Source organism: Delftia deserti (genome assembly GCF_042653485.1).
Taxonomy (GTDB): domain Bacteria; phylum Pseudomonadota; class Gammaproteobacteria; order Burkholderiales; family Burkholderiaceae_C; genus Comamonas; species Comamonas acidovorans.
Window position 1 is genome coordinate 2,152,934 of record NZ_JBHSIH010000001.1, and the last position, 20,290, is coordinate 2,173,223.

Annotated in this window: 24 protein-coding genes and 1 pseudogene; 15 read left to right on the forward strand and 10 right to left on the reverse strand. The window is 65.3% G+C overall.

Translation table 11 applies throughout. From position 1 onward, the window contains the following. Position 1: 1 nt before the first annotated feature. On the reverse strand, positions 2-568 hold the full coding sequence (locus ACFPFG_RS10245) for a hypothetical protein (protein WP_312379470.1): 567 nt from the start codon (positions 566-568) through the stop codon (positions 2-4). A 413-nt stretch (positions 569-981) separates the two neighbouring features. Between ACFPFG_RS10245 and ACFPFG_RS10250 the strand changes: the two genes are divergently transcribed. Continuing rightward, entirely contained in the window at positions 982-2,856 is a 1,875-nt protein-coding gene (locus ACFPFG_RS10250; protein ID WP_380106330.1) for a hypothetical protein, read from the forward strand. 182 nt (positions 2,857-3,038) lie between these two features. Here ACFPFG_RS10250 and ACFPFG_RS10255 read toward each other — a convergent pair whose 3' ends face one another. Further along, on the reverse strand, positions 3,039-3,161 hold the full coding sequence (locus tag ACFPFG_RS10255) for a hypothetical protein (protein ID WP_374620009.1): 123 nt from the start codon (positions 3,159-3,161) through the stop codon (positions 3,039-3,041). Between the two features lie 248 nt (positions 3,162-3,409). Here ACFPFG_RS10255 and ACFPFG_RS10260 point away from each other — a divergent pair, with 248 nt between their 5' ends. From ACFPFG_RS10260 to ACFPFG_RS10285, 6 genes and pseudogenes are all read left to right on the forward strand, one after another. After that, entirely contained in the window at positions 3,410-4,717 is a 1,308-nt protein-coding gene (locus tag ACFPFG_RS10260) for a sensor histidine kinase (RefSeq protein WP_374620012.1), read from the forward strand. Then, positions 4,702-6,048, forward strand: a complete 1,347-nt coding sequence (locus ACFPFG_RS10265) for a sigma-54-dependent transcriptional regulator (RefSeq protein ID WP_380106333.1) — start codon at positions 4,702-4,704, stop codon at positions 6,046-6,048. The genes ACFPFG_RS10260 and ACFPFG_RS10265 overlap by 16 nt, the downstream gene beginning before the upstream one ends. Before the next feature lie 191 nt (positions 6,049-6,239). Next, positions 6,240-6,917, forward strand: coding sequence for a hypothetical protein (locus ACFPFG_RS10270; RefSeq protein ID WP_380106335.1), 678 nt, complete (start codon positions 6,240-6,242; stop codon positions 6,915-6,917). Positions 6,918-7,006: 89 nt separating this feature from the next. After that, positions 7,007-7,354: a DMT family protein gene (locus tag ACFPFG_RS10275; RefSeq protein WP_012203978.1), complete on the forward strand. Its 348-nt coding sequence runs from the start codon at positions 7,007-7,009 to the stop codon at positions 7,352-7,354. Between the two features lie 11 nt (positions 7,355-7,365). Continuing rightward, positions 7,366-7,527, forward strand: a pseudogene (locus tag ACFPFG_RS10280) (MFS transporter); the annotation flags it as partial. A gap of 215 nt (positions 7,528-7,742) precedes the next feature. After that, entirely contained in the window at positions 7,743-8,708 is a 966-nt protein-coding gene (locus ACFPFG_RS10285; protein ID WP_380106337.1) for a DNA/RNA non-specific endonuclease, read from the forward strand. Between the two features lie 385 nt (positions 8,709-9,093). Here the strand turns inward: ACFPFG_RS10285 and ACFPFG_RS10290 are convergent, their stop codons facing one another. From ACFPFG_RS10290 to ACFPFG_RS10300, 3 genes are all read right to left on the reverse strand, one after another. Then, positions 9,094-9,699 carry an ATP-dependent Clp protease proteolytic subunit gene (locus ACFPFG_RS10290; RefSeq protein ID WP_353241197.1) on the reverse strand — a complete coding sequence of 202 codons (606 nt, stop codon included), beginning with the start codon at positions 9,697-9,699 and terminating at the stop codon, positions 9,094-9,096. A gap of 103 nt (positions 9,700-9,802) precedes the next feature. After that, complete coding sequence (locus tag ACFPFG_RS10295; protein WP_313284392.1) at positions 9,803-10,159, reverse strand: SRPBCC family protein; 357 nt, start codon at positions 10,157-10,159, stop codon at positions 9,803-9,805. Beyond that, positions 10,156-10,470 carry an ArsR/SmtB family transcription factor gene (locus ACFPFG_RS10300; RefSeq protein WP_012203973.1) on the reverse strand — a complete coding sequence of 105 codons (315 nt, stop codon included), beginning with the start codon at positions 10,468-10,470 and terminating at the stop codon, positions 10,156-10,158. The genes ACFPFG_RS10295 and ACFPFG_RS10300 overlap by 4 nt, the downstream gene beginning before the upstream one ends. 562 nt (positions 10,471-11,032) lie before the next feature. On the opposite strand from ACFPFG_RS10300, the gene ACFPFG_RS10305 reads away from it, so the two are divergent. The 4 genes from ACFPFG_RS10305 to ACFPFG_RS10320 all read left to right on the forward strand — a co-directional run bounded on the left by ACFPFG_RS10305 (position 11,033) and on the right by ACFPFG_RS10320 (position 13,184). After that, positions 11,033-11,293: a hypothetical protein gene (locus ACFPFG_RS10305; RefSeq protein WP_380106340.1), complete on the forward strand. Its 261-nt coding sequence runs from the start codon at positions 11,033-11,035 to the stop codon at positions 11,291-11,293. Positions 11,294-11,353: 60 nt separating this feature from the next. Next, complete coding sequence (locus tag ACFPFG_RS10310; protein WP_197957154.1) at positions 11,354-11,761, forward strand: hypothetical protein; 408 nt, start codon at positions 11,354-11,356, stop codon at positions 11,759-11,761. A 125-nt stretch (positions 11,762-11,886) separates the two neighbouring features. Continuing rightward, positions 11,887-12,429 (forward strand): type 1 glutamine amidotransferase family protein, encoded by a 543-nt coding sequence (locus ACFPFG_RS10315; RefSeq protein WP_380106342.1) that lies wholly within the window; start codon positions 11,887-11,889, stop codon positions 12,427-12,429. Positions 12,430-12,659: 230 nt separating this feature from the next. Then, positions 12,660-13,184: a P-loop nucleotide/nucleoside kinase family protein gene (locus ACFPFG_RS10320; RefSeq protein WP_183020248.1), complete on the forward strand. Its 525-nt coding sequence runs from the start codon at positions 12,660-12,662 to the stop codon at positions 13,182-13,184. Between the two features lie 32 nt (positions 13,185-13,216). Here ACFPFG_RS10320 and ACFPFG_RS10325 read toward each other — a convergent pair whose 3' ends face one another. Beyond that, positions 13,217-14,176, reverse strand: coding sequence for a LysR family transcriptional regulator (locus ACFPFG_RS10325; RefSeq protein WP_380106345.1), 960 nt, complete (start codon positions 14,174-14,176; stop codon positions 13,217-13,219). Positions 14,177-14,242: 66 nt separating this feature from the next. Here ACFPFG_RS10325 and ACFPFG_RS10330 point away from each other — a divergent pair, with 66 nt between their 5' ends. Further along, positions 14,243-15,025, forward strand: coding sequence for an SDR family NAD(P)-dependent oxidoreductase (locus tag ACFPFG_RS10330; protein WP_380106347.1), 783 nt, complete (start codon positions 14,243-14,245; stop codon positions 15,023-15,025). A gap of 241 nt (positions 15,026-15,266) precedes the next feature. Here ACFPFG_RS10330 and ACFPFG_RS10335 read toward each other — a convergent pair whose 3' ends face one another. The 4 genes from ACFPFG_RS10335 to ACFPFG_RS10350 form a co-directional block, all read right to left on the reverse strand. Then, entirely contained in the window at positions 15,267-15,854 is a 588-nt protein-coding gene (locus tag ACFPFG_RS10335; RefSeq protein ID WP_374620039.1) for a mobile mystery protein B, read from the reverse strand. Continuing rightward, positions 15,845-16,306, reverse strand: coding sequence for a mobile mystery protein A (locus tag ACFPFG_RS10340; protein WP_099752166.1), 462 nt, complete (start codon positions 16,304-16,306; stop codon positions 15,845-15,847). The genes ACFPFG_RS10335 and ACFPFG_RS10340 overlap by 10 nt, the downstream gene beginning before the upstream one ends. A gap of 314 nt (positions 16,307-16,620) precedes the next feature. After that, entirely contained in the window at positions 16,621-17,658 is a 1,038-nt protein-coding gene (locus tag ACFPFG_RS10345) for an LLM class oxidoreductase (protein ID WP_183020245.1), read from the reverse strand. A 20-nt stretch (positions 17,659-17,678) separates the two neighbouring features. Then, positions 17,679-18,302, reverse strand: a complete 624-nt coding sequence (locus ACFPFG_RS10350; protein ID WP_380106348.1) for a glutathione S-transferase family protein — start codon at positions 18,300-18,302, stop codon at positions 17,679-17,681. Between the two features lie 117 nt (positions 18,303-18,419). Between ACFPFG_RS10350 and ACFPFG_RS10355 the strand changes: the two genes are divergently transcribed. The 3 genes from ACFPFG_RS10355 to ACFPFG_RS10365 are packed head-to-tail and all read left to right on the forward strand — an operon-like array spanning position 18,420 to position 20,267. Further along, on the forward strand, positions 18,420-19,322 hold the full coding sequence (locus ACFPFG_RS10355; protein WP_380106350.1) for a LysR substrate-binding domain-containing protein: 903 nt from the start codon (positions 18,420-18,422) through the stop codon (positions 19,320-19,322). Positions 19,323-19,351: 29 nt separating this feature from the next. Next, positions 19,352-19,819: a MerR family DNA-binding transcriptional regulator gene (locus tag ACFPFG_RS10360; RefSeq protein WP_183020242.1), complete on the forward strand. Its 468-nt coding sequence runs from the start codon at positions 19,352-19,354 to the stop codon at positions 19,817-19,819. Continuing rightward, entirely contained in the window at positions 19,812-20,267 is a 456-nt protein-coding gene (locus tag ACFPFG_RS10365) for a PaaI family thioesterase (RefSeq protein WP_046240527.1), read from the forward strand. Before ACFPFG_RS10360 ends, ACFPFG_RS10365 begins: the two co-directional genes overlap by 8 nt. Positions 20,268-20,290 lie beyond the last annotated feature (23 nt).

The window sequence follows — 20,290 nt, forward strand, 5'->3', positions numbered from 1 at the left end:
TTCAACGGCCTGCAATGGGTTGTGAATAGCAGTGAAATCCGATCGCCCTGCGCCCCTGGCCTGCGGGCCCGCCGCCCAATGCGCCCAGTGCGCCCATATCCACGGCCGACAGCGCCAGGTCCACATGGCCGGCCACCAGGTCAAAGACCACCGAGCAGGCATCTGCCTTGCGGCTGAAATACGCCAGCGTGGCGTCCGTGCCGCCTGCAAAGCTGCCCAGCAGCGCCTGCCCGTCCTGCTCCTGGAACACGGCCTGCGCGCTGCCCTGCTGGGGCACGATGACGCGATCGCCCTGCTGCAGCAAGGCGCCGGCCTGGGCCGCGATCACATCATTGCGCCGCACGATGCGCACGCCCTCGCTCACGCGCGTCAGCAGCGCCACCGGCGCCACCTGTGCATGCATGCCTCCATCACCGGCCTCGCGAGCAGAAGCAAAAGCAGAAGCACGCGGCACCGCCACAGACACGAACGAACCGGACACATTCAACGGCTTGCTGCGCGCCCTGTCAGGGCTGGTGCGCAGTCGCGACAGGGCCACGCCTGCAAGCGACAACGAGAGAGCGGCCATGGTTTCTCCTCCGAAAGACTGCGATCGATGGGGCGGGTGGCGCAGCACATGGTTTTCCAGGCACTGCGACAAGCTTTTTGCAACCTGCTGCAACAAGCGTGCCATGGGCTGGCGCCCTTTCCGAAAGCCGGCGTCTTTCTGTAACCCATTGATTTGATTGAACCTGGGAATGCAGACTAGGCCGATTGACCATTGCGCGTTACGGGCTATGTCACGTAACGCCGCGGCCCTGCGCCGTTACTTGCACGGCAAACCTGACAGCAGCCAGTCCGGGAGCAGGTACCTGTGACCTCTGCCCAGGCAATCCAGATGAAATACTGCGCATCAAATAGCCGGGCCTGAGTCTGGAACCCAGACACTCGCCATAATCACGGCTCCGTTGTATCCAGAAATTTCGAACTCGAGAGGGAAATATGGCTAAGCCGATATGGATGGCGGCAGCATTGCTGTCAGCCGTGTTTATTTTGTCAAGCTGTGGTGGTGGAGGATCTGGTGATGCTCCGGCAACAGGAAACCCAGGAACAGGAAATCCGGGAACAGGAACCCCTGGCACCGGGGGTGGCGCCGACAACTCCTGGCTCAGTTTCAGCCCGGCATCAATTTCGCATACGGCGAAGGAGCGCAGTTTTGCGGTGCCCATTACTGTGGTGGCCACCTCCAGCAAGACGATTGTGGAACGCGTCAACGTGGCGATCGTGGACACGTCCGGTGTTCTTGACGCCAACGAGACCACCGTGACGGCGCTGAGCGCCACCAGCTATGAAGCGAACATGTCACTGTCGCCCACGTTGAAACCGGGCAAATACCAGGGCTTCTTCAAGGTGCAACTGTGCCTGGACGATCCTCAGGTGTGCAACCAGCCCTATTCCGGTTCACCATGGCAGATTGCGTACGATATCGAGGTCAAGCCTTGGGCTCAGCCACGCACGGTGCACAAGCTGCTGGTATCGGACACGGGCGTTGCACTGACCAGCATGTCTGATTTCGCTCTTCTCACACGGTCGATCAGTGTGTCGGACAATCTTGGGCAGGCAGGCCGTTGGCAAGCTCGCTCCGACCAGCCATGGCTCACTGTGACACCGTCCGGAGCAGTTGGAGAGGCGCTGCAGATTCAGGCCGACCCTTCCGCGCTTGCAGAGAACACCATCAGCTATGCAACCGTCGCGGTCACATCGCCGGACGCCACCGTGGGTGAAGCTCAGCCCGTGGTCGTTGCCTTGTGGAAGGGAAAGGGCCCGGTGCGTCAGCTGGCAAGCAGCACCACGGAAATAGCCCGGTACAAGTATCTGCTGGCTGACCCGGTCAGGCCACATGCCTATGCCCATTCCGGTGGCGGCAAGATCGACGTGTACAACATCTACACTGGCGCTCAGGAGGGCACGCTGACTGCTGCAGGTGCGGCGTTCGGGAAAATGGTGGCGTCTTCGGACGGTGCCTTCCTGTATGCGGTCGACTGGGCCTCCAGCCAACTCAGGGTCTTCGATCTGCGGAGCAGGCAACTGACCGCGTCCTGGCCGCTTGATACCGTCCTGACGGGCTTCGACAGCGGCTATGTGGATATGGTTTACGCCCGTCCCAATGGCATCGGCATCGTTGTATTGACAACAGGGCAGATCTTCCGGGCATCCGACGGCAAAGTTCTGGCTACCAAGGTCGCCACAGCCGAGCGGCCGCGGGATCAAATGCAGTTTTTCTCAGTGCTGAAATCGAGCTATCTTGCTGTCTCGCCGGATGGTCTCCGTATCTACTCGACGAGTTCCAGGCAGCGCAGTCCCAACACGCCGTTTTACTGGGACATGGATTACAGCGAGGTGGACTCAGGTACGCTCTCGTTCACAAAGCCATATCTGGCAAGCCCGGCTCAGGAGCGCCTGCCGCAGGCGGGTGGTATAGCGATCTCCCGGGATGGCAAGCGCGTTCTGATGCTGTCGTACGGCGGCGGGGTTTCCCTTTGGAGCCCGGAGGACCTCTCGCGGGCGGGAATGCTCACGCAAGGACTAAGCCTCAATTCAGATACGCTCATCGTGGCGGCGGACGGCAGAATCATCGTTGTGGACATGATGGATAACTGGAAATTCAATATCCTGTCACCAAGCGGCAATCTACTGAAGACGCAGTCAACTGTGCTGCCGGCAAGCACCGTCAAACCCGGCGACTCCAGCAGTATCTATGCATGGACTTCCGGCATGGTGGTGTCCGCAGACGGGGCGGTCGTGATCCAGAGCGCATCCATCCAAGCTGAACGGGATTCCGCATACCTGCTCACTTTCACACCGATTACGCCCTGAACGGCAACCACGGCGCCCCGCCACATTGTGCGGGGCGCTCTTCATCAGGCATGTGCGGACGCAGCTTCGCATCAAGACTCCCAGTGCCGCAAAGCATGCCTGCAAAAACCTCCCAGGCAAGGGCACATCCAAGCACTTGGCGGCCATTCGCTGGGAGCACCTCCAGGTTCTCCACGACCAGCTCAGATGGGCCCATCCGGATCCAGGCCTTGGCCCGCCGAGATGGCCAGCAGCACGGCCGGCCCGGGGGTGAAGCACATCAGCACAGAGGCGCCGCAGAAAACAAGCCAGTGGGCAAGGGTCATGGCCAGGTGCAGCCGTAGATGGGGGAAGACAGCCGGCATTTTTCGATCAATTGCGGCCTCTCCAATGCCTGTCCCGGAAAGATCCCCCGCCCCAGGGACCACCCCGCCATGGCGCACAGGCCTGCCCGACACGCCCCCCTTTCGGTGTATGTTCCAGCGCATCACTTCAGGAGCCGGCCCTGTCCCCGCAAAAGTCCATCCAACGGGATCTGGCGATCCTCTGGCTCACCATCTCGGCCGTCGCCCTCGTGCTGGCGTGGCTGCTGCTGCTGCTGACACGGCAGGGCACCGAGCCGCAGATTGCCCGGGCCCGCGACGCCGCTGGCGTCAGCTGCAGCGCGCTGCAGGCCGGGGCCGCGCGCATGGGGCTGGCGGGGCTGATGGCGGACACGCCCAGCGCACAGGCCCGGTCCGCCGCGCAGGCCGTGCTGGACCTGGCGCTGCGCGAGCGCCCCGGCATGGAGGGCGGCTTCTGGCGCGAGGGCCCCGGTGTCGTGGCCTATGCCTTTCCCACCTATGACGGCTCGGGCATCAAGCGCGATGCTCCCAGTGCGGAGATGGAGCGCATCACCTCCACCGCCCAGCGCGCGCGGGACAGCGCGGGGCTGGTGACCGACCTGCGCCCCGGACTGCGCGAGGCGGTGGTCTTTGCCGCCTGCCCGGCCCAGGCAGATGCGCCTGGGCTGGTGGCCTGGACACTGATGCGCGTCCCCCTGATCAGCGCCGACGTGGTCAACCCCCTCATCCTTGCCGTCAGCCTGCTGCTGGGCATGGTCCTGGTCTCGGGCCTGTGGCTGGGCAGAATGCTCCGGCGCTGGCAGCGGCAGTCGGCACAGATGGAGCAGCAACTGCTCGGCGCCGAACGGCTGGCCACCCTGGGCCGGCTGTCCGCAGGCCTGGCGCACGAGATCCGCAATCCGCTGGGCACCATGCGCATGAAGGCAGAGACCGCGCTGGCAGCGCCCGCGCCACTGCGCGAAGCGCGCAGCCAGGGCGCCCTGGAGGCCGTGCTGGCCCAGACCGCGCGCCTGGAAGACCTGGTATCGAGCCTGCTGGCCTTGACCCAGCCCTTCCGGGTGCAACCGGAGCCGGTGGACCTGCAGCATTTGCTGGACGAAAGGCTGCAGGCACATGCCGAGCTGGCCCAGGCCAGCGGCGTGCAACTGGCAACGGCAGTGTCCACCGGCCTTGCCCGGGACCTGCAGGACGGGCGCCGCCCGCTGCTGGACCCCGCGCAGATGGCCAGGGCGCTGGACAATCTGCTGCTCAACGCACTGGCGCACACGGCGGCCGGCGGCCGGGTGGAACTGGGGGCAGACCGCGGCGGCACCAACAGCGGCCCACTACAACTGTGGGTGGCCGATGACGGCACGGGCGTTGCGCCCGAGCTGCGCGACACGCTGTTCGAGCCCTTCACCACCGCACGCCCCGGCGGCACCGGGCTGGGATTGGCGCTGGTGCGCGAAATCGTGCTGGCCCATGGCGGCCGCATCGCGCTGGGCAAGACAACACGAGGCACCCGCATAGAAATGGAATTTCCATGGCCCGCATCCTGATCGTGGACGACGACACGGCCTTCCGTGAAAGCTTGGCCGAGATGCTCGGCGACCTTGGCCATGGGGTCAGCCAGGCCCCGACCGTGGCGGCGGGGCTGCAGATCCTGCAGGCCGGTTCGGTGGATGCGGCCATCGTCGATCTGCGCATGCCCGGCGAGGACGGCCTGGCCTTCCTGCGCAAGGCCCGTAGCCTCTCGCGGGCGCCCTGCATCATGCTCACGGCCTATGCCAGCGGCAGCAACACCATCGAGGCCATGCGCCTGGGCGCCTTCGATCACCTGACCAAACCCATTGCCAGAACCGCGCTGGTCGAGGTGCTGGAGCGCGCCTTGCTCAGTGCGGGCCAGGCCGGCAGCCGCGAGAACACGGCGCAGAGCCCGGAGCAGAACCAGGAGCCGGAAGGCGATGACGCCGAGCTGGTCAGCGGCAGCGAGGCCATGCGTCAGGTCTTCAAGCGCATCGGCCTGGCGGCGGACAGCGACGCCACCGTGCTGGTGCTGGGCGAGACAGGCACGGGCAAGGAACTGGTGGCGCGCGCCCTGCACCGCAACAGCGCCCGGGCGGAGCGCCCCTTCGTGGCCGTCAACTGCGCGGCCATTCCCGCCGAACTGATGGAAAGCGAGCTGTTCGGCCATGTGAAGGGCGCCTTCACGGGCGCCGTCAGCGACCGTGCCGGGCGCTTTCGCGAGGCGCAGGGCGGCACGCTGTTCCTCGATGAAGTGGGCGACATGCCGCTGCCCACGCAGGCCAAGATCCTCAGGGCGCTGCAGGAGCGCGAGATCACGCCCGTGGGCGCCAGCCGGGCGCTGCCGGTGAACGTGCGCATCATCGCGGCCACGCACCGCGACCTGCCGGCTGCCGTCAGGCAGGGGAGCTTTCGCGAGGATCTCTGGTACCGGCTCCAGGTCGTGCCCGTGCACCTGCCGCCGCTGCGCGAGCGCCTGGGCGACGTGCTGCTGCTGGCCGAGCATTTCCTGCGCCAAGGCGGCGGCGCCTCGCCCAAGCGCCTGGGTGCCGACGCCGCGCGCCTGCTGCTGGCGCACGACTGGCCCGGCAATGTGCGCGAGCTGCGCAACGCCATGGAGCGCGCGGCCCTGCTGTGCCCCGGGCCGGTCATCGGGGCCGAGCACATCGGCCTGCAGCCTGCCGTGGCGCACGGGCCCGCCATCGACTGGAACGGCCCGCTGGCCGCCGCCGTCGCCCAGCTGGAGCGCGAAATGGTCACGCGTGCCCTGGCCGCAGCCGCGGGCAATCGTGCCGAAGCCGCGCGCCGCCTGGGACTTTCGCGCCAGCAGCTGTACCGCAAGCTGGCGGAGTTCGGGCTGGGCTGAGGCCGCAATGGGCACACGGACGCACGGACGCACGGACGGCGCCGCATGTGTCCGATACGGTGACACCTGCTGTCTCCGCATCGGACGCCCGGCCCACAGAACCCGCTGCAAGCCCTTGATTTCATGAGGATTCCTGATGGCATGGCACTTGCATTGACGGATGCGTGTCCATCGCCAACCAAGGAGCCCTCATGTCCCGATTTGTTCTTACCTCCGCCGTTCTGTGGCTGGGTTCCAGCGCATTGAATGCGCATGCCGTGCCGCCCGGCGGCTTCGCCTCTTCGGCCCCTTCAGCCCCTGCAGGGCCTGGCGCGCCGCACGCACAGGCCGTGCTCGAAAGCGCCGTAGCCCGGCTGCTGACCAATCCGTATGGAGAGGTGGACGGCCTGCGCCTGACCGACGGCACGGTGGTCCGGTTCCCGCCCCATATGTCCGACGCGCTCACGGCAGCCGTGAAGGTGGGCGACACGGTGCGCATCATCGGCCGCAGCGAAGCCGGTGGTGCGGTCAAGGCGGATGCCATCGTGAACTCGGCCAGCGGCCAGACCGTGTACGACCAGCCGCCCGCCCGCGACGGCGCACGCCCCATGCCGCCGCACCTGCGCATGGCCGGCCTGCAGACGCAGCAGGCCCAGGGCCGCATTGATGTGGTCCTCACCGGCCCGCGCGGTGATGCCAACGGCGTCATCCTGTCCGACGGCGCCATCGTGCGCTTTGCCCCCCATGCGCTGCAGCAGCCGCTGCAGCCGGGGCAGCTGTTTGCCGCCTCGGGCCTGGGCACGCGCAGCGCGCACGGCACCTCGCTGGAGGCCACCAGCATGGGGGCCAGCCTGTCGGACCTGCAGCCGCTGTACGACCGCGCGCGCTGACACCACCGCCCGGTCCCAGGGGCCGGGCGGGCTCCTGCCCCTTCCTGCTTTTCTGCTTTCCGGCTTTCCTGTTTTCACCGAACCCCGCCATGTCCCCCAAGATCGCCCCCGTCCTGCTGCTGCTGATCTCCAACGTCTTCATGACCTTCGCCTGGTACGGGCACCTGAAGTTCGAGAACCGGCCGCTGTACCTCGTCATCCTGGTGAGCTGGCTGATCGCGCTGGCCGAGTACTGCTTCGCCGTGCCCGCGAACCGGCTCGGCCATGAGGTCTACAGCGCGGCCGAGCTCAAGACCATCCAGGAGGTGATCACGCTGGTGGTGTTCGCCGTCTTCTCCGTGCTCTACCTGGGCGAGAAGCTCACTCTCAACCACCTGGTGGGCTTCGGCTTCATCTGCCTGGGCGCCTTCTTCGTGTTCAAGGGCCCGCTGCGCTGAAGGAAGCCGCCATGCACCGCACACACCACCATGCGCGGCGCTGGCTGCCGGGGCTCAACTTCTTCCTGGCCGATGTACGCGACGGCCTGGGACCGTTCCTGGGCGTGTTCCTGCTCGCCCAGGGCTGGCGGCTGGACGACATCGGCTACGTCATGGCCCTGGGCGGCATCGCGGTGCTGGCCCTGGCGCTGTGCTGGTTCGGCGCGCCTGCCGAACCAAGGGCTGCCCACCTCCAGCCCAAGACCTGAAATCAGGCCATGCGCGGCCCGCTTTCAGGGCATCTGGAAACATTTGGGGGCCTGGAAACATAGGAGAATTCCTAGGACCCGAATCAGAACCCGCGCCATCGCGGACTTGCCTCCCAGCGGCCAGCGCCTGCCGCCCCCGAATGACTGTCAAGAACAAGAAGCCTTCCGCGCGCAAGCGCAGTTCCTCCCCCGCCTCCAAGAAGAAAGCCTCCAGCCGCAGCGGACTGTGGCGCTCCATGTTCGCCGCCCTGGTGGCGGCAGCGGGCACCTTCCAGATCGCCAGTTGCAGCCTGGACCCGAACTGGCACCCCAAGCTTCCCGAGCCGCCCTTCCTGTCCACCCTGCCCATCCCGGGGCTGGAGCACCTGCGCAAGCAGCCGGAGACGGGTTCGGGCACGGCCTCCGGTGGCGGCAGCCCGCCTGCCGGCAGCATGGCCACGGGCTTTTCGCACTGCCGCGATTTCTTCCCCGGTGGCGAGCCCCCGGCCCTGCAGGTCCAGCCCCAGCAGCGCGAGCTGTGCTTCAGCGCCTTTGCCGTGCTGCACAGCGGCCAGACCAAGACGCCCGTCTTCGTGGTGGAGCGCCTGAACCGCAAACTGCTGGACCAGGGCCAGGGCCTCAAGCGCAGCGACAAGTTCTATGCCGATGCCCGCCTGCCCCGCGCCGAGCGCGCCGAACTGGACGACTACCGCCGCTCCGGCTACTCGCGCGGACACATGGCGCCGGCCGGCGACATGTACTCGCCCGAGGCCATGGCCCAGAGCTTCAGCCTGGCCAACATGGTTCCGCAGGACCAGACCCACAACGGCGGCGTCTGGAGCAAGGTTGAGCAGGACACGCGCCGCTACGCCCAGCGCGCCCAGGGCGATGTCTATGTGTTCACGGGGCCGGTGTTCGACGGCCAGCCGCTCACCATCGGGCCGGGCAAGGTCCATGTGCCCAGCCACATTTTCAAGCTGGTCTATGACGCCAGCACGGGGCGTGCCTGGGCGCACTGGCAGGCCAACAGTGCGGATACGCGGATGAGTGCGCCGATCAGTTATGAGGAGTTCACTCGGAGGACGGGGATGCCGTTGTTGGCGGGGGTGATGAGGGGGCGGGGTTAGTGCCTCTCGCAGGCTTCTGGCGTGGGCCAGGGGACTGCTTCTTGCCCCTGCCGGGTGGTTGTTTTTCGAGGCCGGGTCTCGGCCCGGCGGCCGACTGCCCTTTCTTGATTCGCCAAGAAAGGTCAGATCAAAGAAGGCGACCCGGATGTCCGCGACCCTCCGCTTCGCTGCGGGCAACCTGCGTCGTGGCGGTTGCGGGGTTTGCCGTGAAACTCACTTCGCGCTGCGCGCTACGTTCAAACATCACGGCGAGTCAGTTGACGAAGCAGTCCTGTCCTTCGGCAGGACTGCAACCCCGCAACCGCCACGACGCAGGCGCGGACATACGGGATTGGGGAGAAGGGGGGCGCGGTGAGCTGCGCCCTGCTGGCGCTGGCGCTGCGGCTCAGAGGGTTGCCGTGCGCCGGTCCAGAACCTTGTCTATCAGGCCCCATTCGCGGGCCTCTTCTGCGGTCATGAAGCGGTCACGGTCCAGGTCGCGTTCCACCTCTTCGTAGCTGCGGCCGCAGTGCTGGGCGTACAGGCGTGTCACGCGGTCCTTGGTGCGCAGCATTTCCTCGGCATGGATGCGGATGTCGGAGGCCTGGCCCTGCACGCCGCCCAGCGGCTGGTGCACGTGCAGGCTGGCGTTGGGCAGCGCCATGCGGTGTCCGGGCTCGCCGGCCATGAGCAGGAAGGAGCCCATGGAGCGCGCCGTGCCCATGCACAGCGTGTGCACGGGTGACTTGATGAACTGCATGGTGTCGTACATGGCCAGCCCGCTGGTGATCACCCCGCCCGGCGAGTTGATGTAGAGGTGAATGGGCTTGTCCGGGTTCTCCGCCTCCAGGAACAGAAGCTGCGCGCAGACCAGGGCAGAGACCGCATCGTTGACCTCGCCGTTGAGAAAGATCACGCGGTCGCGCAGCAGGCGCGAGTAGATGTCGAAGGACCGCTCTCCGCGCGCCGACTGTTCGACAACCATGGGGACGAGCATCATCGATTCGCGCATGGGCGAACTCCTGTGTGTGGTGGTGAAAAAAGAAAGGGCTGCGGCCCTGCGCCGCATGCCCCGTTGCCGGGGCCCTCAGGTCGCGTGTATCAGGTCAGGTGCATCAGGTCGCGTACATCAGGAAGCCGCCGTCGTTGGCCGCTTCCCTGGCGGGCTGCACCCGCGCATCGGTCAGCACATGGACGATGCGCAGCAGCGTGCCGCCATCGGCTGCGGGGCTGATCTGCAGGTCCACCGTGCTTTCAAGAAAGGGCGGCTCCGCCTCGCGCAGCCGCAGGCGCAGTTCCTGCTGCGGCACCTGCTGCAAAGGCTCGGCATGCTCGGTGCCCGGCAGCCACTGCGCGCGCAGCTCGGGAATGCTCAGCGCGCGCCAGACCTTCTCGGGCGGAGCGTCCAGCGCGTACTCCTGCACCAGCTCGCGGGCCGCATCGTCGGTGTCCATATTGCTCATCTTGTTCATTGGTCCATGTCCTTGAGCAGGCCCTTGAGTGCATCCACGCGCTGCGGCCAGTAGGCGCGGTACTTCGCCAGCCAGCCCGCAATCTGCGCCAGCCCTTCGGGATCGACCTCGTAATGCATGAAGCGCCCCTGGCGCTGCTCGCTCACCAGCCCCGCATTGCGCAGCACGGCCAGGTGCTGGGACATGGCCGACTGGCTGATCTCCATCCCCTCGCGCAGCGCGCTGGCATGCATGCTGCCAGCGGCCAGCTTCTCGAAGATGGAGCGGCGCGTAGGGTCGGCCAGGGCCTTGAAGATGTCGTTCTCGGGCATGACGACACTTTAGCAATCACTTATTTCAAATGCAAGCGATCCATGGCAAACGCCACCGACAAGGCCTGCTCGAGGAAGTCTGGCTCGGCAGGTGAATTGGTGGGTTGAAGTGGCTGACGTATAACCGCTGCACGGGGCCGCAAAAGAGCCAGGAAACCCGTCATTTCCAGCCCCTCAGCGCATTGGCAACGCCGGGGGCAAAGGCTCGCAGCAGCCAGTTCACTTCATTGGAGACTCAATGGCCCATTCATCCACTGGCGGCAGCAGACCTGCAAAGCGCACTTCCCTCAAGCCCCTCCGAAACAAGACCGCCCTGCTGAAAAGCCTGCTGTGGATGGCGGCGGCAGCCGGCCTGGCCCCCGATGCCCAGGCCGTCATGAAATGCCTTGCCGATGGAAAAACCTGGTACCAGGATGCCCCTTGCCCGCAAGGCACCACCACCAGGCCCATGCAACTGGATCCGCCCCCTGCATCCCCCGGGCCTTTGCGGGAAGCAATGCCGACCGAGCCCGCCACCAAGCCCGCGTCTGCCCCCGCGCCGCAGGCTCTATCGCCCTCCTCCATGCTGGAGGAAGAAGCGCGCCTGTGCCTTGACTGGTACCAGAAAAATGCCGGCCTGCCCCCCGGCGCCACGTACCTGAGCGCCACCAAGGATCGCCGGGTGGTGACCCTCGTGGTTGCCGCCCCCGTTTCCATGACAAACCACACGGGCGCCAGGGTGCAGGGCACGACGCAGACGCCAGCTTCCTGCGAGATCAACGGCGGCAAGATCGATGACGGATGGACACGCATTCATGCCCGGCGCGGCAACTGGATTCAGTGAATGGCGACAGGGGATCACGGCAACCCGCCCGGCACCGGACACCTAGTCTTGAGGCAGCACATGGCCAAAGAGCACTCCAATGGCCCGCTTCGCGCCCCCACTTGCGCCGCACGCATGAAGCTCGCGGCGCAGCTCGCGCTGCGGTTCTCCGTAGAAATGCAGGACTGGGAGTGGGAGGTGGCTGACGGCGGGCGTTTCGGCGAGTTCCTCGACCTCTATTGCACGGGAAATCTCAACGACGATGAGCGTATCTCCCTCATGGAGATACTGATCCAGAGCGGCGAAGACATGGAGCCTCCATCCGAGTTCGACGCTGCCTGGTCGGCCTTGGAGCCACTTCTGCTGTCGAGACCGGAGCTTCACAGATCAACAATCATGTATTGGGCTTGCCTCCATGAGACCGAGCCCGCCGCGCTCTTTCGGGTTTCGGCAAATATGCGCAAGGTGTGGCGCGCACTGTCTGCATGAGAACGCCATGCGCTTCACGACATCCCAGCAGACAACCCCTCATCCGCAAACCGCTTGGCCACCTTGAAATTACGCAGTCAATGCAAACTCAGATTCGAGTTATCAATAAAAAATTCAATTGACAATTGAAATTCACAAGAAGTAAGCACATTGAAAATTCAAACCAACCGGTCAAGGGCTTCTTCAACAAGTACTACCCGCAGTTCAAGCAGCCGCTGCGCCTGTCGTCTGTGCTTGCGCAGGGCCTGGAGCAATATGCAGCCATCTTCGTGCCTGGCGGGCATGGCGCACTGATCGGCCTGCCCGTCAGCCGTGACGTGGGGGCGGCGCTGGAATGGGCGGTCGGCCACAACCGGTTCGTCATCTCTCTGTGCCACGGCCCTGCCGCATTCCTCGCGGTTGGCGACAGCGACATTTACCGTGGCTACAAGATATGTGCCTTCCCCGACGCGCTCGACGCGCAGACCCCCGACATCGGCTACATGCCGGGTCACCTGACCTGGAAGTTCGGCGAAAGGCTCAAGGCCTTGGGCATCGAGATCGTGAACGATGGCATCTCGGGCGCGGTGCACCGGGACCGGCAACTCATCACGGGCGACAGCCCGCTGGCTGGCAATGCGCTCGGCAAGCTTGCCGCCAAAACCTTGCTCGCGGAAGTCGCGGCCTGACGTGACCGTTTCCGTTGGGTGTTGTCAGCCGCAATCAGGCCGCTTGGCACTCCGGTCTTACCTGCATGGCGCGGCTCACACGGCGGGCCGCGCCTGAAGAGAATGAGCAGCACCAGCCACGCCGGGCCCTGGCGCAAGGGCTTGGCACTGCGACAGTCGCAGCCTGCCAGGAGCGGGCGGTGGAGGCCACGTCATAATCTCGCCCGTTTCTTAATCCGTGACCGTCAAGCATGTCTCGAGTTCATTTGATCGAAGGCCCGGTAGGGGCTGGCAAATCCACCTTCGGCGCGGCTCTGGCTGCAAGCAGCAACGGCGTGCACATCCCGCTCGACGAGTGGTTTGCGACGCTGTTCAGCCCAGACCGCCCGGGCGGCGATTTTGTGCCTTGGTATGTTGAGCGAAAGGAACGGTTGCTGGGTCTGATATGGAACCACAGCCGCAGAATACTGGCGTCGGGTCGAGACGTTGTGCTCGAGCTTGGCCTGATCCAGCAGCAACCAAGAATCCAGTTCTGTCGAATGATCACGAACGAAGGATTTCCGCCTCACCTCCATGTCCTCGACGCGCCCTTGGAAATCCGTCGTGCGCGTGTTCGACGCAGGAATGAAGAGCGAGGTCCCACGTTTTCCATGGTCGTACCGGACCATGTCTTCGAGATGGCGAGCAAGCTTTGGGAGTCTCCCGACGAATTCGAATGCGAAGAGTTCGAGGTGAGCTTCGTCACGGAGGGGGCGAACGCGTCGTTTGACGTCTGAGCAAGCCGGCCAGCACGCGTCTTGAAAGACTGCTATCGGGCCAGGCGAAGGTCGGCTCCGGGTCGTTCCACTGCCGCTTTTTCCGCTGGCGGCTGCAGCCCATCGGCCAGCGCCGCACCCAGCGCATCAATGACTGCCCGCACCCCCGGCACGTTGCGGCGGTCGCGGTGATAGGCCAGGTACACCGGGCAGGACGGCAGCGGCGCGTCCACCTCCAGCCGTGCCAGGCCGGGTACGGCATGGGCCATGGCGTCGGGCAGCAGGCAGATGCCCTGCCCTTGCTCCGTGGCCTCCTGGCGGGCCAGGTCGGAGCTGGATCGAAAGACGAACCGGGTGGCGCCCCGGCTGGCCAGCCACTGGTTGGATGCGTCCTGCCGGCCGGTGGCCAGGTCCTGTCCCACGAAGTCGTGGCTGGCGAAGTCCTGCACGCGCAGGTGGCGACCCGGCAGGCGCTGCTCGACATAGCCGTGCGAGGCGTACAGGCCAAACGTCAATTGCCCCGCCCATTTCTCCACCACCACGGCCGAGCTGGAGCGCCCGACCCTGAGCGCCACGTCCACTTCGCGCCGCCCGACATCCGTGAAGCGCGACTCCACGGCCAATTCGATATGCAGCCCGGGGTGCGCGCTTCTCAACTGCGAGAGCACGGCGGTCACGGGCTTCACGAAGCCCTCGCCCATGCTGACGCGGATGGTGCCGGTCAGCGCATGGGCCTTCTCATCGGGCCGGTCGTCGCGCTTGATGCCGCCCAGTCCCAGCTCGAATTGCTCGGCCAGTTCCACCAGTTCCATCGCATCGGGCTCGACCGTCGTCCCTGCGCTGCTGCGGTGTACCAGGGCGCGGCCCAGGGATTGCTCCAGTGCCTCGATGCGCCGCGCGACGGTGGAGGTGGACAGGCCCAGGGCAGCGCCTGCGGCAAGCAGGCTTTGGTGGCGGTGAAGCGCAAGGAGCACGCGCAGGTCATCCCAGGTGGTGGGCGGTTGGTTTTTCATGAATGCAAATCAGCTTACCAGCGCTGCCCATTCCCAGGCGGGCACCCCGTCTCAATACTCGAGTGCATGAAAACCCCTTTTGATTTCTCCCAGAAAACCGTCCTGGTGACCGGCGCCTCCATGGGCATCGGCGAAGTATTCGCCAGGGAGCTTGCCCGCCGAGGCGCCAAAGTCGTGCTGATCGCGCGCAGCCGCGACAGGCTCGAGAAGCTCGCCCACGAATTGCCCGGCGCCGAATTCCTGGTGGAGGACCTGGCCACACCCGGGGCGGCCCGGCGGGTCTTCGATGCCGTCAGCGCCAGGGGCCTGCTGCCGGATCTGCTGGTGAACAACGCGGGCTTCGGCACCCATGGCAGGTTTGATGAACTGGCGCTGGCCATGCAGCGGGAGGCCATCGACCTGAATGTGGGCGCCCTGGTGGAATTGACGCACCTGTGCCTCCCCGCACTGGAGCAGCGCCAGGGCGGCGTCATCAACATCGCCTCCACGGCAGCGTTTCAGCCGGTCCCGTACATGGCGGTCTACGCCGCGACCAAGGCCTTTGTCCTTTCGTTCAGCGAAGCGCTCTGGGCCGAGTACCGGCCACGCGGCGTGCGTGTGCTGGCGTTGTGCCCGGGCGCTACCGACACGGCGTTCTTCACCCGCGCCGGCGAGGCCGCATCCTTCGGGAAAAAAGCGTCCAGCGAAGACGTGGTTCGCCTGGGGCTGAAAGCCTTCGACGACAACCGCGCCTCGGTGGTGCACGGTTGCGCCAACTACCTGACGGCCCTGGGCGCCCGCATTGCCACACGCGAGTTCATGGCCCGGTTCACGGCCCGCGTGATGAGGCCTGCAGCGCACCAAGCTTGAATGTTCTTGGGTCTTGTGGATGCACGGCGGAATCAGGCCTTTTGACCGTTCACGATTGCGTTGAGCGGTCGGAAAAACCTGTCACTCCCCAACCCTGGTCCAGCACAAGCCTTGGCAGCCTTGCCACATGCCGATCTCCGAACTCGCACAGCTCACGGGGCGTCTGCCCAGAGGAAGCTGCTCAAGCACAGACGCGGAGCAGCTGCAGCGAGTCCACTCGATGGCGGACAACGGACCCCGCTCAACTACGGGCGAATGCCAGCAACAGTTGATAGTTGCCTTGGTCTGCAGCTCGCAAGGCCGCAAGGTAGCGAGCCCGTACATCATTGGCCGCCACCAGATTGCTGCCACTTCCCCAAGAGAAGGCCGGCTGTCCCAGACTGCGCAACAGCGCGTCGGCCATCATGCGCGAGTGACGTCCGTTGCCGATGGGAAACGGGTGAATCCAGACCAGATCGCGGTGAAAGCGCGCGGCGATTTCGTCAGGAGGGAAGGTGGCGTTTTCCACCCACCACTGCGTGTTCCCGAAAAGCTGTGCCAATTGGACGCCCACCTGCGTCCAATCGCAACCGATGTTCTTATCCGACTTGCGAAACGTGCCTGCCCACGACCACGTCAGGCTGAACATCTTGGAGTGCAAGGTTCGGCAGAATCCTTCGCTGAGCACGTTTGGCCGCACCCGCTTCAGCCAGCGCACAGCAATCAGGAGGTTTTCCTGTTCCCATTCATTCAGGTCACCCTTGGTTGCCAGGTGCTGGGGGATGAGCCCGGCCTTCTCGTCCGGGTCTAGCGGGCTCTGGCCGTCCTGCTCGTCGAGGTCTATCGCCATAGCTCCGACCATCGGCCGCGCAGCAACTCTTCGGTCCTGCGTTCCACCTGTTTGCGAAGCCGATCGGCGCCCGGGCGCTGGTCTTCGAGTCCCATGGTGTGGGCCACGCCCGCGACCTCCTCCATGGCAATGACGCGGGCGCGTTCCTCAACCACTTTGGTGAGCGGTTGCCTGGGAACCAGGGCGTAGACCAGTTCGCAGTCCAACCCGTCGGCCAGCTTTCTCAGTTGCCCAAGCGTGATGCGGTCCTCCGCTTCGGACTGTTCGGACTTGTGCAGCGTGGCACCGGAGACGCCCAGCCGCTGGGCCTGCTGGCGTTGCGTGCGTCCCAACGCCTCCCGGATGAGCTTCAGCCATCCCCGTGCGGGCGTCTGCTGCTTCACCAAGTCTGCGTAATTTGACAGGTTTGCGTCCAACTGTTCGAGTCGAAGCTGATTCAGTTCAGGAGACATTGCTAGCCTATAGGCTTATTTATCAGGCAATCATGTTAGCCTATAGTGCATCAAATTTTGATTTTTTGCTTCCAATTAATGAATCATGTAGCTAATGGGTGCTTCCACTCAAGAAAGCAAGAAAACCGTCCTCTCAACGCAGATGGAAGCCCCTACAGCAAGCCATTGCATGGACGGTACGGCTCCATCAGCCATGACCCACCTCGGTCCAAGACCGTATCGGCCATGTTCGAGGGGCGGATTGTCACGGGGCTCGGCGCCCGGTGCTTTTCCATGCTCGCCAAGGCCTGGTCACTCCTGTCCCGAGCCTGCGTTCACCAGTCAACCGCCACTGCCGTCAGCCCTTCGTGCGAGGGAAAGTGCGGCAGCACCTCCTGGGCCAGTTCCTCCAGCACCTCGGCGGGCGGGCGCTGTGACCACTGGATGCCCAGCGCCGCATGGTTCACCCCTGCCGCCTGCCACTGTTCGAGCAATGCCACCAGTCCCTTGCGCCCGGTGCGCAGGACATAGCCCCCATGCAACGGGGTCGGGGGATGGCCGGGGTCATCGACCAGGTCGATCCACTCATTCGTCATGTGCGGGCGGAATGCGCCTCCAGGGATCAGGTCACGCCAGGCGCGGATTTTTTCCGCCAGGTGCTGGGGCCCCCGGGGGGTATGGGTGGCACCGGGGTAGGTCAGCCAGCCATCTGCATGCTCGGCAATCCACGCCAGCGACTGGCCTGACGATCCCGTCACCATCAGCGGAATGCTCCCTGCAACGGGCTGGGGGAGAAACTCGGCTCCTTCCAGGCGCCCCAGCGGGGAGTCGATGTCCAGGAGCCCGGGCTGCATGAGCTGGCGCATATAGGCAACCGCGTGGGAAAAGCGCTGTGCCCGGGCCGCGTGTTCCAGTCCGTAGGCGGGAAACTCCATCGGCCTGTCGCCAGAGGCCAAGCCCATCACCAGCCGGCCGCCGGAGAGCTGGTCAATGCTTGTGGCGGCCTTGGCCAGGTCGATCGGATGGCGCAGGGAGACGATGGCGCTGCCGGTGGCCAAGGCGACCTTGCGCGTACGGGCTGCCAGGAAGGACAGGTAGGTGAAGGGGTCGAACACCTGCCCTGCGTCCCCGAACGAGGGATCGAACAAAGGGACATCGCGCACCCACACGGCGGCAAAGCCATGCTGGTCGATGCGGGTGACCAGATCGGCCTGCCCGCGCAGCACCGACATGTCGCCCTTGTAGCTGCGCAGCGGCAGGAAGATGCCCACGGTCAGCCGGTCTGGTGCAAACATGCGCCGGTAGCCAGGGTGTGCGTAGAACGAGGCATAGGAAGCCCCACCCGTGCGCGGGGAGAGAGGAGTTGCGTTCATTGTCTGGACCTGACTCGTGTTCATGCGCCGGTTGCCGGTGACGGCAGCGCGATGCCCTTGCGCACCGCAGGCCGGGCCGCGACCCGCTCATGCCATGCGCTCAGATGGCGGTGCCGGCTGAAGTCGAAGTGGATGATTCGCGCGATGTGCGTCCAACCGAAATGGGCAATATCTGCAATGGAGTAGCAGTCGCCGGCCAAGTAGGAACGGCCCTCCAGCGCGTGGTCCAGCACCGTGAACGCCTCCTCCGTCAGGCGCCGGTAGCGTTCGATGGCCGCAGGAACCGGGCTGTCCGCGAACAGCTCGAAGTGCACGCGCTGGCCCAGCAGCGGCCCGACACTGGACGCATGGAATTGCAGCCATTTGATCGCCTCCCAGCGGGCCTGCAGGTCCTCTGGCAGCAGCTGCCCAGTCCTGTCGGCCAGGTACAGAAGAATGGCCGCTGACTCAAACAACACCACACCCGTCTCGCTGTCCGTGAGCACGGGAATGCGGCCGTGGGGATTCAGCGCCAGAAAGGCCGGCTGCCGGTGCTCGCCTTCATCGATGCGCACATGGTGCAGCTGGTAAGGCAGCGAAAGCTCTTCAAGCGCAATGGTCGCCTTGAAGCCATTGGGGGAGCTGTCTGAATAGAGATGGAGCATTTGAATTTTAGATAAACTTAATTCATAGAATCGCTGGAAAGACTTATTCTCAACAGGTATACGTCTAATTTAAAGCGATGATTTCTGCTCAATGAATTTAGTAAATCTAAAAATAGAATGACCTATCCATTGCAGGCGCTGCGCACTTTCGTGGAAGTGGGGCAGCGCAAAAGCGTCAAGGCTGCGGCGCAGGCCCTGCACGTCACGCCCGGTGCCGTCAGCCAGCAGATCCGCGTGCTGGAAGACCGCCTGGGAGTGGTGTTGCTGGAGCGTGAGCGCCTTGGCATGCGGCTGACCGAGGCAGGCGCCAGCGTGTTCCCCAGGCTGCGCGAAGCGTTTCTTCAAATCGACCAGGCCATGCACGACCTGGAAAGCACCAAGGCAAGACGGAGCCTGACCGTCAGCACGGTCGCCACGTTTGCAGCATCCTGGCTGGTGCCCCGGCTGGGGCGTTTCAAGCAATTGCACCCGGACATCGAAATCCGCGTGGAGGCCACGTCGGAACTGGTGGACCTGCGGCGCGACCGGGTGGACGTGGCCTTGCGCCATGGGCTGGGAGACTATCCGGGGCTGGAGGTTCTCCCCCTCATGGCGCCGGTTCTGACACCCGTCGCCTCGCCGGGATTCCTGAAGGCGCACGGGGCAGTGATCCATGAGGCCGGCGATTGCCTCAGCTACCCCCTGCTGCATGACGGCGACCGCGCAGACTGGCCGCTCTGGCTGAAAGCGCATGGCGTGGCGGACGACCTGCGCGCGGAGCGCGGCAGTGCCTTTGACGATGACTTCCTGCTGATCCGTGCGGCAGAGGCTGGCCAGGGCCTGGCGCTGGTGCCGCAGGCCTATGCCCAGGAAGAAATCGCGGCGGGCCGGCTCATCCAGGTGCTGGACAAGCCATGGCCCGCACGATTTGCCTACTACGCGGTGGCGCGGCCCGGAGCGGCCGACCGCACCGAAGTGCGCGCGTTCCTGGAATGGATTCGCGAAGAGGCGGGGAAAAACCTGTCACCTCCCCAACCCTAGCCCAGCACGAGCCTTGCTAGCCTTGGCACATGCTGATCTCCGAACTCGCCCAGCTCACGGGCGTCTCCATCCACGCGCTGCGGCACTACGAGCGCGCGGGCCTGCTCAAGCCCCGGCGCCTGCCCAATGGCTACCGCGACTATCCGCGCTCGGCCCGGCGCGAGGTGGTGTTCATCGCCATGTCCCGCGCGCTGGGGTTCGGGCTGCCGCGCATTGCGGAGAACCTGCGCGCCTGGCGTGCGGGGCGCATAGGTCCCGGTGACCTGGCCGATGCCGTGCAGCAGCGCGTGCAGGAGATAGACGAACAGATCGCCGCGCTGCAGGCCCAGCGCGCCCAGGCCCTGGACCATGTGCAGTGGCTGCGCGCCCGCCAGGCCGAGCGGGACTTGGCGCAGACGGCACCGGCCCCAGCCAGCACCCCCGACAAACCCGCCGCGCCCTGGCCGCGCGTGCGCCGCGCCGCTTCACCCACCACGAAGGAGACAAGCCATGACTGAGCCGACCACCCACCCTACCCCATCCACCCAGGCGCTGCAGAAGGCCGTGCTGGCCATGCCCATGGCGCGCACCCTGGGCCTGCGCTTCGTGCGGGCCGAGCCCGGCGCCACCGAGCTGGAGATGCCGATTGCCGATGCCCTGTGCTTTCAGCCAGGCCAGTTGCAGGCCACGGCGATCTTTGCGCTGGGCGACTTTGCGGCGGTGTCAGCCGCAGGCTCTGTGCTACCGCCAGGCTGGGCCAATGCCACGGTGGACGGCAGCGTGAAGCTCTTCGCCCCCGCACGCGGCACCCACCTGCGGGCGCGCGGCCGCGTGGTGGATGCGGGCCGCGTGCTCAGCATCTGCGCAGCCGACCTGTACGCGGTGGCCGAGGATGGTCATGAAACGCATTGCGCGACCTGGCTGGGGACGGCGCGCAATCTGGAGCCGAGGCCCGTGCGGGCCTGAGAACGATCCCCCGGTCTCCCCAC

Excerpts from the sequence above, each read along its gene's own strand:
- ACFPFG_RS10245 (WP_312379470.1), bottom strand. The coding sequence starts at position 568 with ATGGCCGCTCTCTCGTTGTCGCTTGCAGGCGTGGCCCTGTCGCGACTG.
- ACFPFG_RS10250 (WP_380106330.1), top strand. The coding sequence starts at position 982 with ATGGCTAAGCCGATATGGATGGCGGCAGCATTGCTGTCAGCCGTGTTT.
- ACFPFG_RS10255 (WP_374620009.1), bottom strand. The coding sequence starts at position 3,161 with ATGACCCTTGCCCACTGGCTTGTTTTCTGCGGCGCCTCTGTGCTGATG.
- ACFPFG_RS10265 (WP_380106333.1), top strand. The coding sequence starts at position 4,702 with ATGGCCCGCATCCTGATCGTGGACGACGACACGGCCTTCCGTGAAAGC.
- ACFPFG_RS10270 (WP_380106335.1), top strand. The coding sequence starts at position 6,240 with ATGTCCCGATTTGTTCTTACCTCCGCCGTTCTGTGGCTGGGTTCCAGC.
- ACFPFG_RS10275 (WP_012203978.1), top strand. The coding sequence starts at position 7,007 with ATGTCCCCCAAGATCGCCCCCGTCCTGCTGCTGCTGATCTCCAACGTC.
- ACFPFG_RS10285 (WP_380106337.1), top strand. The coding sequence starts at position 7,743 with ATGACTGTCAAGAACAAGAAGCCTTCCGCGCGCAAGCGCAGTTCCTCC.
- ACFPFG_RS10290 (WP_353241197.1), bottom strand. The coding sequence starts at position 9,699 with ATGCGCGAATCGATGATGCTCGTCCCCATGGTTGTCGAACAGTCGGCG.
- ACFPFG_RS10295 (WP_313284392.1), bottom strand. The coding sequence starts at position 10,159 with ATGAACAAGATGAGCAATATGGACACCGACGATGCGGCCCGCGAGCTG.
- ACFPFG_RS10300 (WP_012203973.1), bottom strand. The coding sequence starts at position 10,470 with ATGCCCGAGAACGACATCTTCAAGGCCCTGGCCGACCCTACGCGCCGC.
- ACFPFG_RS10305 (WP_380106340.1), top strand. The coding sequence starts at position 11,033 with ATGCTGGAGGAAGAAGCGCGCCTGTGCCTTGACTGGTACCAGAAAAAT.
- ACFPFG_RS10310 (WP_197957154.1), top strand. The coding sequence starts at position 11,354 with ATGGCCAAAGAGCACTCCAATGGCCCGCTTCGCGCCCCCACTTGCGCC.
- ACFPFG_RS10320 (WP_183020248.1), top strand. The coding sequence starts at position 12,660 with ATGTCTCGAGTTCATTTGATCGAAGGCCCGGTAGGGGCTGGCAAATCC.
- ACFPFG_RS10325 (WP_380106345.1), bottom strand. The coding sequence starts at position 14,176 with ATGAAAAACCAACCGCCCACCACCTGGGATGACCTGCGCGTGCTCCTT.
- ACFPFG_RS10330 (WP_380106347.1), top strand. The coding sequence starts at position 14,243 with ATGAAAACCCCTTTTGATTTCTCCCAGAAAACCGTCCTGGTGACCGGC.
- ACFPFG_RS10335 (WP_374620039.1), bottom strand. The coding sequence starts at position 15,854 with ATGGCGATAGACCTCGACGAGCAGGACGGCCAGAGCCCGCTAGACCCG.
- ACFPFG_RS10340 (WP_099752166.1), bottom strand. The coding sequence starts at position 16,306 with ATGTCTCCTGAACTGAATCAGCTTCGACTCGAACAGTTGGACGCAAAC.
- ACFPFG_RS10345 (WP_183020245.1), bottom strand. The coding sequence starts at position 17,658 with ATGAACGCAACTCCTCTCTCCCCGCGCACGGGTGGGGCTTCCTATGCC.
- ACFPFG_RS10350 (WP_380106348.1), bottom strand. The coding sequence starts at position 18,302 with ATGCTCCATCTCTATTCAGACAGCTCCCCCAATGGCTTCAAGGCGACC.
- ACFPFG_RS10355 (WP_380106350.1), top strand. The coding sequence starts at position 18,420 with ATGACCTATCCATTGCAGGCGCTGCGCACTTTCGTGGAAGTGGGGCAG.
- ACFPFG_RS10360 (WP_183020242.1), top strand. The coding sequence starts at position 19,352 with ATGCTGATCTCCGAACTCGCCCAGCTCACGGGCGTCTCCATCCACGCG.
- ACFPFG_RS10365 (WP_046240527.1), top strand. The coding sequence starts at position 19,812 with ATGACTGAGCCGACCACCCACCCTACCCCATCCACCCAGGCGCTGCAG.